The 11827-nt window shown below is 64.0% G+C and carries 13 protein-coding genes; 7 read left to right on the plus strand and 6 right to left on the minus strand.

Annotated features, from left to right (window positions below; genetic code table 11):
- The 5 genes from MRBLAR12_RS12040 to MRBLAR12_RS12060 form a co-directional block, all read left to right on the plus strand.
- Nucleotides 1–1058: DUF4113 domain-containing protein (locus MRBLAR12_RS12040; RefSeq protein WP_364746290.1), on the plus strand; the 1058-nt coding region annotated here is incomplete at its 5' end.
- Nucleotides 1059–1102: 44 nt separating this feature from the next.
- Nucleotides 1103–1423 carry a hypothetical protein gene (locus MRBLAR12_RS12045; protein ID WP_229991997.1) on the plus strand — a complete coding sequence of 107 codons (321 nt, stop codon included), beginning with the start codon at nucleotides 1103–1105 and terminating at the stop codon, nucleotides 1421–1423.
- 6 nt (nucleotides 1424–1429) lie between these two features.
- Entirely contained in the window at nucleotides 1430–1810 is a 381-nt protein-coding gene (locus tag MRBLAR12_RS12050; protein ID WP_364746293.1) for a hypothetical protein, read from the plus strand.
- Nucleotides 1811–1942: 132 nt separating this feature from the next.
- On the plus strand, nucleotides 1943–2521 hold the full coding sequence (locus tag MRBLAR12_RS12055) for a GNAT family N-acetyltransferase (RefSeq protein WP_364746296.1): 579 nt from the start codon (nucleotides 1943–1945) through the stop codon (nucleotides 2519–2521).
- A gap of 269 nt (nucleotides 2522–2790) precedes the next feature.
- On the plus strand, nucleotides 2791–3891 hold the full coding sequence (locus MRBLAR12_RS12060; RefSeq protein WP_364746299.1) for a hypothetical protein: 1101 nt from the start codon (nucleotides 2791–2793) through the stop codon (nucleotides 3889–3891).
- A gap of 111 nt (nucleotides 3892–4002) precedes the next feature.
- On the opposite strand, the gene MRBLAR12_RS12065 is transcribed toward MRBLAR12_RS12060, so the two are convergent.
- The 5 genes from MRBLAR12_RS12065 to MRBLAR12_RS12085 form a co-directional block, all read right to left on the minus strand.
- Nucleotides 4003–4839 carry an ABC transporter permease gene (locus tag MRBLAR12_RS12065; RefSeq protein ID WP_229992001.1) on the minus strand — a complete coding sequence of 279 codons (837 nt, stop codon included), beginning with the start codon at nucleotides 4837–4839 and terminating at the stop codon, nucleotides 4003–4005.
- Entirely contained in the window at nucleotides 4836–5780 is a 945-nt protein-coding gene (locus tag MRBLAR12_RS12070) for an ATP-binding cassette domain-containing protein (protein ID WP_364746302.1), read from the minus strand. Before MRBLAR12_RS12070 ends, MRBLAR12_RS12065 begins: the two co-directional genes overlap by 4 nt.
- 32 nt (nucleotides 5781–5812) lie before the next feature.
- Complete coding sequence (locus MRBLAR12_RS12075; protein ID WP_229992003.1) at nucleotides 5813–6658, minus strand: DUF4097 family beta strand repeat-containing protein; 846 nt, start codon at nucleotides 6656–6658, stop codon at nucleotides 5813–5815.
- A gap of 87 nt (nucleotides 6659–6745) precedes the next feature.
- On the minus strand, nucleotides 6746–7234 hold the full coding sequence (locus MRBLAR12_RS12080; protein ID WP_229992005.1) for a toxin-antitoxin system HicB family antitoxin: 489 nt from the start codon (nucleotides 7232–7234) through the stop codon (nucleotides 6746–6748).
- A 229-nt stretch (nucleotides 7235–7463) separates the two neighbouring features.
- Nucleotides 7464–7829: a hypothetical protein gene (locus MRBLAR12_RS12085; RefSeq protein ID WP_229992006.1), complete on the minus strand. Its 366-nt coding sequence runs from the start codon at nucleotides 7827–7829 to the stop codon at nucleotides 7464–7466.
- Between the two features lie 512 nt (nucleotides 7830–8341).
- On the opposite strand from MRBLAR12_RS12085, the gene MRBLAR12_RS12090 reads away from it, so the two are divergent.
- Complete coding sequence (locus tag MRBLAR12_RS12090) at nucleotides 8342–10573, plus strand: hypothetical protein (protein WP_364746306.1); 2232 nt, start codon at nucleotides 8342–8344, stop codon at nucleotides 10571–10573.
- A gap of 72 nt (nucleotides 10574–10645) precedes the next feature.
- A complete protein-coding gene (locus tag MRBLAR12_RS12095; protein WP_229992009.1) occupies nucleotides 10646–11128 on the plus strand; it encodes a sensor histidine kinase in 483 nt (160 codons plus the stop codon).
- A gap of 47 nt (nucleotides 11129–11175) precedes the next feature.
- Here MRBLAR12_RS12095 and MRBLAR12_RS12100 read toward each other — a convergent pair whose 3' ends face one another.
- Complete coding sequence (locus MRBLAR12_RS12100; RefSeq protein WP_364746309.1) at nucleotides 11176–11658, minus strand: hypothetical protein; 483 nt, start codon at nucleotides 11656–11658, stop codon at nucleotides 11176–11178.
- Between the last annotated feature and the right edge of the window lie 169 nt (nucleotides 11659–11827).

The raw sequence follows: 11827 nt of genomic DNA on the forward strand, positions 1-11827 counted from the left end.
TCTCCAGCAACTATGAGCTCTACGGGGACATCAGCGCCCGGGTCATGGAACTGCTCGGCCGGTACTCCGCCTGGCTGGAGGTCTACAGCATCGACGAGGCCTTCCTCGGCGTCAAAGGCACCCCGGAGGAACTCCTGGCTCTCGGCCGGACCATGAAGACCGCCGTGCGCCGCAACGTCGGGGTACCGGTCTGCGTCGGGATCGCCGGGACCAAGACCCTGGCGAAACTGGCCAACAAATGGGCCAAGAACAACCCGGCCTTCGCCGGCGTCTGCCACTGGGACTCCGTGGCCGCCGCAGACAGGGAATCACTGATGCGCCGCCTGTCCGTGATTGAGATCTGGGGTGTCGCCACGCGGCTGACCAAACGGCTCAACGCCCTGGGCATCCAGTCCATCCTGGATCTGTCCCGGGCCGACCCGGTCATGGTCAGGGACCGGTTCTCCGTGGTCATGATGCGCACCGTCCTGGAACTGCAGGGCACCGCGTGCATCCCGATGGAGGAAGAACGGATCGGGCGGGACCAGCTCATCTTCTCCCGTTCCTTCGCCACCCCCATCACCACCGCGGCAGGGCTGCGGCAGGTCCTCTCCGTCTACGGCCAACAGGCCTCGGCGCGGCTGGCCAAACACGGACTGCAGGCCAAAGTCCTCACCGCGTTCGCCGGCACCTCACACTTCAACCCGAGAGACACCTCCTACCCCTCGGTCTGCGTGCCGCTGCCGATGCCCACCGCGGACCCGGTCCTGCTGACAGGGGCTGCCCACGCGCTCCTCCCCCACATCCACGAGGGGATCAGGTACGCCAGGGCCGGCATCATGGTCACCGACCTGCGGCCCACCGGCGACCAGGCACCCCTGGCCCTGTTCGAAAACCCGCACGAGGAACGCCGCGTCGGAACCCTCCTGGAAGATGTGACCCGCCGGTACGGCCGCGGCTCCATCGGCCTCGGCCACGCCGGAATCCGGGGCGGGCCGGACTGGACCATGAAACGGGACCTGCTCTCCCCCCGCTACACCACCCACTGGGACGAACTCCCCCTCGTCAAAGCCGCCTGAACCCAACACACGCCCGCACCGCCGCACCACGAAAGAACACCCACATGACCCTCGCGCCCGTTGCCCCCACCCAGACCCACGACCTGCAGGTCCGCACCGACCCGGCGGGCAAACCCCTTGCCATCCGGCACGACGGACGGATCTGGGTTGTCGATCCCGGCACGGAGTCCCAGCACTGGTTCGAAAGCGACTCCCGGCAGGACACCGGGCGCACTGCCGCCGTGGGCAGCGGCGGCCTGGTCAGCGTCGAATACTGGCGCGTGCAGGTCCGCCTCGGCTCCAACTCCCCGCTGCGGACCGTCACTCTGCGCCGTGAACAGCCCTCCCCCGGGTGGTTCCTGGAACACGTCAGTGACGGCAGCTAGGCAACAGTGCCAACTAACTGTCAACGAATCAGCGATCAAACATGGGAGGGGATCAGAAAAGAATTCACGCTGCCGGCCCTGGACCAGGTCCGCCGCCGCCTCTCCGAGCTCATGGAAGACCCGGAGCCGGTGATGCAGCAGCTGGTCCGGGTCTTCATCGACGACGGCACCTTCTGCCCCGGATTCCAGTTCCTCCCCGGCGGCCAGCTCCGCCCGCCGGTCGTTGAGCTCTTTCAGCGTGCGCTGGAGCTGCAGATCCCGCACAACTACTTCACGGTCTGGATGGTCACTCCGTCCCGGGACCTTGCCGGCTCCCGCCCCGTCGACCTGCTGAAGAACAGCCGCGCCCCTCTGCTTCGCACGTTGGAATCCTACGGGTGGCGCTAGATGGCTCTTGACCGCACTGCCGGGAATCCCAGACGGTGTAGTTCCCGGTATCGGTGGTGATGTCCCAGAGAAGAACTGCCCCGACCGCCCCGACCGGCGTGGCGGATCTTCCCCCGGTGCGAGAATGTCTGCATGCTCACCTTTCTGGAGACGGAACGCCTTCTGCTCCGGCAGTTCACCGCCGACGATGCGGAGCTACTCGTGGAACTGGACAGCGATCCGGGCGTGATGCGGTACATCACCGGCGGTATCCCCACCTCCCGGGGCGAAATAGAAGGCGACTTCCTCCCGGCCTTCCTCGACTACTACCGGCGCTTTCCCGGCTACGGGTTCTGGGCCGCGCTCGAGAAGACGACCGGGGAATTCCTTGGCTGGTTCCACTTCCGGCCAAGCCCCGACGATCCACAAGATCAGCCGGAACTGGGCTACCGGCTGCGCCGCGCGGCCTGGGGAAAGGGCCACGCGACAGAGGGATCGCGGGCACTGATCGCTAAAGGCTTCACCGAGTTCGGGGTGCAACGGGTTGTAGCCTCGGCCATGGCAGCCAACACGGCCTCCCGAAGGGTGATGGAGAAATCCGGGATGCGCCTCGTGCGGGCTTTCGTCGGCGACTGGCCGGGGTCCGTTCCGGGAGAAGAGCACGGCTACGTCGAGTACGCGATCACCCGAGATGAATGGGAGGCTGACGATTCCCGCCTTCGTCCCCAGTGACCCTCCGGTATCAGCCGGCCGCACGTAAGACATTGCTGAGGTGCACCGCAGCGAGGTCCGCGATCGACTCTGAGGAGATTCCACAACGCCGGACCAGCGCAAACGTCGCAGCGGCGAGGGCCGCGAGGTCGGGTACGGCTGCGGCGCGGCCAGGGCGATCCGACGGCGGCCCTACATGAGGGTTCCTTAATGCGCCCTTCATCTGGACTTCATGGTCTTAGTTCAAGCTGACAATCTCAAGTGGCACTTCCACCGCTGGAGCTGATCCCATGAGTTGGTACCTGCCCGCCCCGCAATACGCCGACGAAGCTACGGGCACAACCTGGTGCGTCTGCCGGGCCTGGTTCGATAAGAGACCAGGAGACTACGTGCTGGAGGTCCTCAGCCAGGGCCGGACCCCCGCCCTCCGTGGAGCCTATCTGCGCCACGGGCGCTTTGAACTCGTGCCGCTGGACGATCCTGAACTGCCCGCTTTGCGGGCGGAAGCGCAGCAAGGCGAACTCATCGCGTATCGGCCCCACAGACGGGCGGTGGTCCGGGCGGAGGGCCGTTACATCAAGATCTTCCGGCCAGGGCAGGCCATCGCATCCGCCGAACGCTGCGCACACGTGGACATTCTCCTGGACGCCGCCGGTACCTTCACGACCCCCAGGATCCTTCGCAGCTCCGATGATGTCATCGTTTTCAGCACCGTCCCGGGACCGACCCTGAACGAGTTGGGCGAGAACGACTCCACGGCCAGCGACGAATCGTTCGCGTGGGCATGGGAGAAATGGTCGCGCTCGTGGGTCGCTCAGCTGAGCGCCCCGCACGGCAGCGCCGCACGCAGCGTTCTGAACAGCCTGCCGCTCCGCTCAGCAGAGGTGAAAGCAGCGGATCTGTGGCGATCCGTGAACCGCTGGCTGCGCCACTTCGAAAACGTGCCGGAAATGTCGCCTCAAGGAAGTGCCCTGCGGGCCGCGGCAGAGGATGTGACGACGAATTTGCTTCGGTCGGCCCCGGATCCGCTGGTGTGGTCCCATGGAGACCTGCACGGCAAGCAGATCATCGCAGTCGACGGCCGGTCCCCGCTCGGATTGCTGGATCTTGACAAAGGAGCCCAAGCCGAGGCGGCCCTCGATCTGGCCAATATGGACGTGCGCTTGGAGCTGCACCGGCGACGGAACCGCATGTCGTCGGCACGTTACCTTACGGCTCACAATCAGGTGTTGGCCGTAGCCGAGGAACTACATGTCAATCCAGACCGGTTCCATGCCTACATGGACGCGCTCTGGCTCCGTGAGGCATTGGTTCCGCTACCCGGGCGCCTAGTCATGGCAACCGCCGTTCTCGACGAACGGGCAAAGCATTATCAGACCACAAAGGCATAGCTTCCATCAGCTCCCTTGACGCCGCAACAAGCTGCCGGCCTCCACGTGTGAACAGAACCGGCGGCCGCGATGGACTCGCGGCCGCCGGCTGTAATCCGGTGGGACCTGGGCTCAGCGCACCGACTTCCGCTCGTAGATCGCCATCGACCAGGCGTACCCGGCGACCACGATCACCACGCACCATCCGACCGCGAGCGCCGGGCTCCAACCGAGCGGGGTGCCGAGCAGCAGCCCGCGGATGGCCTCGATGAACGGCGTGAACGGCTGGTACTGCGCGAACCACTGCAGCCACTCCGGCATCGACTCGGTCGGCACGAAACCGCTGCTGAGGAACGGCAGGAAGGTCAGCACGAGGGGCCAATTGCTGGCTGTCTCGACCGACTTCGCCTGCATGCCCATGGCGACGCCGAGCCAGCTGATCGCGTACGCGATCAGCACCAGCAGACCGGCGGCGGCGAACCACTCGACCGCTCCGGCCGTCGGGCGGAAGCCGATCAGCAGTCCGACGCCGAGCACGAGCGCGACGGCGATGATCGCCTGGATGGTGTTGCCGAGCACGTGCCCGGCGAGCACCGCAGCCCGCGAGATCGCCATCGTGCGGAACCGCGCCGTGATGCCCTCGGTCATGTCCATCGCGACCGTCGTCGCGGTGCCGCCGGCGCTGCCCGCGATGGTCAGCAGCAGGATGCCCGGCATGATGTACGCGACGTACGCTTCCCGCCCGCCGGCCGGATCCGCCCCGGGCAGGCCGGCACCGAGTGTGCCGCCGAACACGAACACGAAGAACAGCAGGATCACGACCGGCCCCACGATGGTGAACACCGACAGGCCCGGGTAGCGCACCATGTGCAGCAGGTTGCGGTGCAGCATCGTGATCGAGTCGGCGACGACGTGCGATTGTCGGCTGGTGCCCGGGGCCGTCTTGCGCTGGGCGGTGATGGTGGTCATGATGCTGTTCCCTTCAGGTCGGCCCGGCCGGTGAGCGCGAAGAACACGTCATCGAGGTCCGGGGTGTGGATGCTGAGGTCGTCGACCTCGACGTCGGCCGCATCGAGGCGGTCCAGCACGGTGAGCAGCGCGCCGACCCCGCCGTCGCTCGGCACGGTGAGCGCGAGCCCGGCGTCGTCGCGATCGGACTCGTCAAGCAGGCGGGAGGCGGTGTCGAGCGCCGCGGCATCCGCGAACCGGAGCCGGATGTGCCCGCCGGGCACCAGGCGCTTGAGCTCGTCCGGCGTCCCCTCGGCGACGATGCGGCCGCCGTCGAGCACCGCAATGCGGTCCGCGAGTTCGTCCGCTTCGTCGAGGTACTGGGTGGTGAGTAGGACGGTGGTGCCGTCCGCGACGAGGCTGCGCACGATGTCCCACATGGTGTGGCGGCTGCGCGGGTCCAGGCCGGTGGTGGGCTCGTCGAGGAAGATCACGCTCGGTGTCGCGACGAGGGTCATCGCGAGGTCGAGGCGGCGCTGCATCCCGCCGGAGTAGGTGGCGAGCGGCTTGCGGGCGGCGTCGACGAGGTCGAACTGCTCGAGCAGCTCGACCACCCGGGTCTTCGAGCGCTTCGCCCCAAGGTGGCGCAGCCGCGCCATCAGCAGGAGGTTCTCCTCGCCGGTGAGCAGTTTGTCCACCGCGGAGAACTGGCCGGTGAGGCCGATCGCGGCGCGCACGCCGTCGTGGTCGCGCACGACGTCGCATCCGTTGACGAACGCTGTGCCGCCGTCGGGCCGCACGAGCGTGGACAGGATGTGCACAGTGGTCGTCTTCCCGGCGCCGTTCGGGCCGAGCAGCGCGGTGACGGTGCCGGCGTTGACGGTGAGGTCGACGTTGTCGAGCACCACCTTTCCGCCGTAGGACTTCCGCAGCCCGTGGACTGCGATCGCTGGCGTGTTCATGAGTGTCGTTCCCTTCTGTTGGGTGCCCGGATTCACCGCGCGCGATGGATGCTGATGTTGCCGTGCTGCGTGCGTGCACGTATTTCGACCGTCTGTTCCGACGCGTCGGGGGCGCCGTCGCCGTCGAGCTCGTTGCGCACGTGCCCTGCCTTCGAGGACAGGTCGAGCCAGGCGGGAACGCCGGGCCGCACGCCGATGGTGACCTGGCCGAAGCCGCTTTCGACTTGGATGGAACCGCTTGAGACCTCTCCCAGCTGGATGCTGCCGTAAGCGGTCTTCGCCGTAACGGAGCCGCGTGCCCTTGGGATCTCGAGGTCGCCGTAGGAGAGCTTCGCGTCGAGGTCGCCGCCGGAATCCCCGACCTGGATGGTGCCATGCGAGGCCTTGAGGATCGCGTCGCCGGTGACCGTGCCGATCCGGATCTGACCGTGGTCGGCCGTGATCTCGACCCCGCCTTCTGCGGTGCCCACGGTCGCGTTGCCGTGCGAGGCGCGCAGCCACAGGTCGCCGGTGGTGTCGACATCCACGGGGCCAAGCGAGCTCTTGATCCGGGTGGCGCCGAGGCGGCCGACGGTACGCAGGCCGCCGACCGCGATCTCGGCGGCGAGCCGCGACCCCGTCGGCAGCTCGACTTTCACATCGACCGACTCGGATGGGCCGATCCAGCTGAGGCGGGGCCGCGGGCCCGTGATGGTGAGCCGCTGGCCATCGACGTCGACCCTGGTCTCCTCCGCGCCTCGGCGGTCGACCGCCTTCTCGGGGTTCGTCGGCAACACGGTCACCACCGTGTCGGCGCGGTCGCTGGCGAAGACATCGATTGCGCCGACCTGCAGGTTGATGGCGAGGTCGATTGGGCCGGGGGTGTTGTAGGTGGGCATACTGACGCCTCCCTTTCTCTACGCGTGTTGATATGGCCCCGCGGGTCCGCGTGGCCGGGAAATGGTGAAGGTGGGTGGTTGAGCGGGTTAGCGCGCCCAGCCCGCAAAGTTGTCGCCGGTGCGCAGCGTGCGCTGCGTGGATCGTCGTTGCTTCGGTTGGATAGCGGCCGCAATCGCACGGACCAGCCAGGTGTTGACGGACATGCCGTCAGCCGCCGCCGCCTCGTCCACCCGCGCCTTGAGGGCATCCGGCAGGCGGAGCGTGGTGCGCGAGGTGCTCGCGTCCTCGAGGTCGACGGTTGCGGCGGGCCGCTCGTCACTGTCGGGCTCGGCGTTCGGCGGGGTAACTACGAACTCGATGTCGCGTCCGCGCAGCCGCATGTCAACCGATCCGGGTGCGAGGTCGCGGGTGATCTCGCCGGCCGCGGCCGACAGGACGTCGAGTAGCACGAGCCGCACCGCGGCATCCAGTCCGGCGGCGAGCCGCTCCGCGACGGCGCGAGTGTCCTCCGTGCCGTTCTCCGCGGTATCCACTAGCTGGCGCTGCAGGTCGCTGACGTACTGTCCAAGTTCCATGCCACCATAGTGACACCACAGTGGTGTCACGTCAAGGCATCGTGGTGTCATTGGTTCGGTGAGGCGGCTGGGTTTCGAAGCGATGGACCGTGCGGTTCTGCGTGTACTTTGCCAGCGATGCCCGCGCCTGGGTGATTTTCCAGGTCCCAGTTTGGCCAAGTGCAGGCCACGGCTAGCGGCCTGCACCCGGTCCTTTTTCTCAGGTCCAAACGTGACTGAATCGGAGCGTCTAGATTTGCGGACTAAACGGTGCCGGTGCCCGGGTCGTCGTGACGATTTCGGCTTCGTCCGAGCTCACTGGTATGCGAGCACCGCCGCCGCCGTCATCAGTCAGAACATCGCTAATTTTGTCCCAAGCGCGGCTGGCCAGGTCCTCGGCCGCGTCCCATATGCCTGACAGACTGAACGCAAGTACGTCAAACCCAGGGTTCTTCGTCCTTGAGACCACGAGATCCGGCGTCTTTCCGTCTGCTGTTAATAGTGCTGTTTGACCGTGCACCATTGCACGAAATCGATATCCCTGGCAGGATTCTGTAGGTTCAGATATAAAAACCCCGGGTGCGTCTGCAACCGGCTTAAAAGTAATTTTAGACATTTTTCTCTCCGTTGATCCCCAGATTCGGAGTTGATTAAACAGATGCAGAAGCATGAGCTTCGCGAATAGCGATATTCCACTGCAGAGTCAAAATCTAGCGCGGGAATAATCGACAAACATGCGTATTCTCGGCAGGTCAGACTCGGAGTTATTCCCCCCATCATCGACTTACACTCGACATCGTCCTCGCAGGAGACATGAAAGTCAACGACGCCTGTGACAGGTGATTCCGAGGGGAAGTTTTGACCAAAACAGCCAACCGGGGGTGCGCGTTTACGTAAGCAGGGATTATCTATTTCGGCGGCTTCCTGTAGCCGAACCAGCGGGTAGCACCACGCGCCTGGCGGCGTTAGAGGCAATAGTCATCGAGGACACGACGGCGCCGCGGAAGCAGCGCAAAACCGCCACGGGGATTCTGACTCGGCTCATTGCGGAGCGCGGAGCGGAAGAGTTGTCGTCTTCGAACCCAGCCGCTCTGCTCAAGGAATGATTGTGGTGGTTATGATTCGATCATGCCGAACCCGCGATTGTCCCTCGCCCTGGAACGTATTGGCCCTGGAGATTGGGAGGTATTTGAACAGTTCGCGTCGGAGTTCTTAGCCGTCGAATATCCCGCCCTGCGGACGATGGCAGCACCGAACGGAGACAAGGGCAGAGACGCCGAAATATTCACGGTTGACGGTGTGCCAAAAGTCGCATTTCAGTACTCTGTCACTGCGAGTTGGAAGACGAAAATTGCGAGCACGTTGGACACGCTCAAGAGGAATCTCCCTTCGGTCAGTACCATGATCTACGTGACCAACCAGGTGATTGGTCCGGCTGCTGATGAACTCAGGGAAGAGTCTCGCCGTGACCGGAACATAACCGTAGATATCCGGGACCGGTCGTGGTTTGTGGAGCGTGAGGAGTCCTATCCTCAACGACGAGTGGCAAGTGAAGAGCTGGCCAAGAGATTTGTCGATCCGCTTCTGTCCAAACGAGGGGTCATCGACAGAATATCGACCTTGACCGCGGATGAGAGCAAGGTCGCGGTGCTGCACTTGGCACTCGACGGCGTGGATCAGGCAACCGATCAGAGTCTTACCAAGAGCTGCTTCGATTCATTGGTCTTGGCGGCGCTTCACGATTCGAGCACAGATAGCAGGCTCAGCCTGAGCGAAATCCAGGACGGCGTCGCCCTGCGCATGCCCGTGGGGAAGCGAGGGCAGGTCGATGCCCTGACCCTGAGCGCATTGAACCGCCTGTCCCGGAAGGGGCCCGTCAAACAGCACAAATCAGCTTCCGGATCTGAGGACACTTACCATCTCAGTTTTGAGGAGGCCAAGAGGATAAATGATCAGACAGCCACGTTCCTTCTTGATGAAGCTGTTCTGGATGCGAAACTCACTGTGGCGGTTCGAGCCCTCGAAGCACCGAAGGCACTGAACGAAACACAGTTGACGGAGATTTCCCGGCAACTACGAACGGTGTTGGAAGAAACACTTTTGGAACGAGGTGAGTCTTTTGCCGAAGCCGTGGAAACAGGAGAACCGTTCCAACTCAGCCCTGTCGCCATAGCAGACAGAATTACAGCAAATGGCGGCATCAGCGGGCTCAGTTCTGATGCCGCGGCCGCGGCCATTATGCATGTATTGGAGCAACCTTCGCCTCAAACGCAGTCCCATCTTCGGCGGCTGGCTGATGCATACACTCTTTTCGCGTTCCTGAAACAGACCCCGGACGTCCAGAAAGTCATGCTTAACGTCTTCAGTGAAGGCGACATATGGATGGACACCACCGCGATCCTGCCGCTTATCGGAGAGAGCCTGGTAGACGATCCGGAGGAGCGCCACTTTACGGTTCTGATGCGAGCAGCGGTAGACGCCGGATTGCTCCTATTCGTAACGGAAGGAGTCGTGGAAGAAGTTGAAAGACACCTCAACCTGGCCGTTGCGTATGGCCACAACAGAACGACGATTTGGACCGGAAGAGTCCCCTTCCTCTACTCGGCCTTCGTGCTCTCGGGCCGGCCAGAGAATGAATTCTTGGACTGGCAAAGGGACATCTGTGGACGCGAACAGCCGTTGCAGGACGTCAGCGACTACCTTGCCGACGAATTCTCTATCGAGACCAAAAATCTCCTGGAGTACTCTGATGCCGCATCGATGGAACTTAGGGGCGTAGTCCAGGAACTATGGAATGAGACTCACGAGAGAAGGCGTCAACGAGGTGACTACGGAGCCGACCGAGGGACGCGGTCCCGCCTGGTTGCCCACGACGTTGAAAACTCAGTCGGCGTCATCGAGTATCGACGGACGATTGGACCATCACCCATGGGCTACCTTGCATGGTGGCTGACGTTCGATGGAACAGCAATGAAAATGAAGGACCACCTACGGGAACGCCTTGGCCCCCAGGCGCCGCCGTCGCCGGTATTGAGTCCGGATTTCCTCACTCAATTGCTTCGACTGGGTCCCCTTCGCACTGCCATCGAGCAGGATCTGCGAGTGCAGTTACCCCTCCTCACGGACATGAGCGTCAATCACTACGCTCCGCACGCTCTGCTCGATCTAGCAAGGGAAACGAGAGAAAAGTCGTCGAGCCAGAATGAACGGGTAGTGCGTCGCGAAGTCCGCGACGCGGTGAACCGGGCCAGGCAACAGATGGGTCCGGCGGCGGTAGGCGGCGTTCGCGCAATGGAGGATCGGATTTCAGCTTCCATCAAATCGTCAGTCACCCGGATGAATCACCGCACACAAAGCTGACGACTGCGGGACCTCACGCTGCCCTCGGCGCGGCTCCGGAAAATGCCAACGACGCGGGCGCACAGTAAGAACATGAAATCACTACTAAGCGATGACGTCGTCGCTGTACGTGGCGTCCTTACTGATACACACCCGGTCGATTTCCATGCTCTTGGGCTAACCGGCGCAATTGACCGCCTGACCCTTCCCCTCCGCAAACGCGGCATCGTGGTGCATCTGGAGACTCCGCGCCACCGGATGGAAGTAGACCGACAGTCCGCAACTCTTCTGTACCGGGCGGCGCAGGAGCTCCTCAGCAATGTCTATAAATTCGCGCAAGCATCAACGGTGACGGTCCGGCTCGGTTGCGTCACCCACGGCATGAGCCACGGCGTTCAGCTGAAAGTGACCGACGACGGCGGTGGTTTCGACGTGCCGGCAGCCATGATTGGCCGGCACACGGGCATGGGACTGCGCCTCATGCGCGTGGCCGTGGGCCTTGCTGGCGGAGAGGTGATCATCGATTCATCCGCCGCCGCAGGAACCTGTGTGACGATAACGCTGCCCCTGGACTGAGCGTCGGCCCCCTTGCCAGCCGTGGCCCGCCCGGAGTCCTGATTGCTTCAGGTCCGGGTCTCTGCGGGACCGGCATCCGCGTCGGGGTTCGCGCCGCTGGTACGCTGCGCATTCACGGATGGCACCGGCTCCTCATCGGCCGGCCCAAAAAAGTGCCAGGCCGCGAGTCCCGCGGTCACCGCGACGGCCACCGCCCCGGCGATCAACCAGGCTTTCCCGGACGCTGTCCGCCGCGATTTAGCCCGGGCGGGTGCCGGGGCAACATTAGGTGCGACCCGCTTCAGACCCTCGTGGACACGGGGAGCCAGAGTTTCCACTCCGCCGGCGAGCTCGTCAGCGAGCCGCCGCAGACCGGCCTGGATCCTCGGGGACGCGGATTCAATCCCGGTATCGAGCCCCGCGATCGCCTTTTGCAATGCCGCCTCGACCCCGGGAGTGGCCCATTCTCTCCCCTTCGTGAGCTGAGAAATGAGGTTCTCTGAAAGATGCCGTACCTGATCGGCCTGCACTGTGGGATGTGCCGTGCGCATGAGTGCCTCCTCGGTGTGATGGATGCCCATAGCCTACGGCGGCCGGCGCCATCGAAACAGTCCCCTCCCGGCGGACCAGACGGGGTCGACGTGAACGGCAGGTGAATTGTTGCTCCGGGGCAACGAGGGCGGTGCGCCGCCTGCTATCGTCATGCCAGAGGGCACACCC

The organism is Arthrobacter sp. LAR12-1-1.1, assembly GCF_040676555.1.
In the GTDB taxonomy this organism is placed as follows: domain Bacteria; phylum Actinomycetota; class Actinomycetes; order Actinomycetales; family Micrococcaceae; genus Arthrobacter.

Coding starts and splice junctions, on each gene's coding strand:
- MRBLAR12_RS12060 (WP_364746299.1), top strand. CDS start 2,791: ATGAGTTGGTACCTGCCCGCCCCGCAATACGCCGACGAAGCTACGGGC.
- MRBLAR12_RS12100 (WP_364746309.1), bottom strand. CDS start 11,658: ATGCGCACGGCACATCCCACAGTGCAGGCCGATCAGGTACGGCATCTT.
- MRBLAR12_RS12090 (WP_364746306.1), top strand. CDS start 8,342: ATGCCGAACCCGCGATTGTCCCTCGCCCTGGAACGTATTGGCCCTGGA.
- MRBLAR12_RS12095 (WP_229992009.1), top strand. CDS start 10,646: ATGAAATCACTACTAAGCGATGACGTCGTCGCTGTACGTGGCGTCCTT.
- MRBLAR12_RS12045 (WP_229991997.1), top strand. CDS start 1,103: ATGACCCTCGCGCCCGTTGCCCCCACCCAGACCCACGACCTGCAGGTC.
- MRBLAR12_RS12055 (WP_364746296.1), top strand. CDS start 1,943: ATGCTCACCTTTCTGGAGACGGAACGCCTTCTGCTCCGGCAGTTCACC.
- MRBLAR12_RS12085 (WP_229992006.1), bottom strand. CDS start 7,829: ATGTCTAAAATTACTTTTAAGCCGGTTGCAGACGCACCCGGGGTTTTT.
- MRBLAR12_RS12070 (WP_364746302.1), bottom strand. CDS start 5,780: ATGAACACGCCAGCGATCGCAGTCCACGGGCTGCGGAAGTCCTACGGC.
- MRBLAR12_RS12065 (WP_229992001.1), bottom strand. CDS start 4,839: ATGACCACCATCACCGCCCAGCGCAAGACGGCCCCGGGCACCAGCCGA.
- MRBLAR12_RS12075 (WP_229992003.1), bottom strand. CDS start 6,658: ATGCCCACCTACAACACCCCCGGCCCAATCGACCTCGCCATCAACCTG.
- MRBLAR12_RS12080 (WP_229992005.1), bottom strand. CDS start 7,234: ATGGAACTTGGACAGTACGTCAGCGACCTGCAGCGCCAGCTAGTGGAT.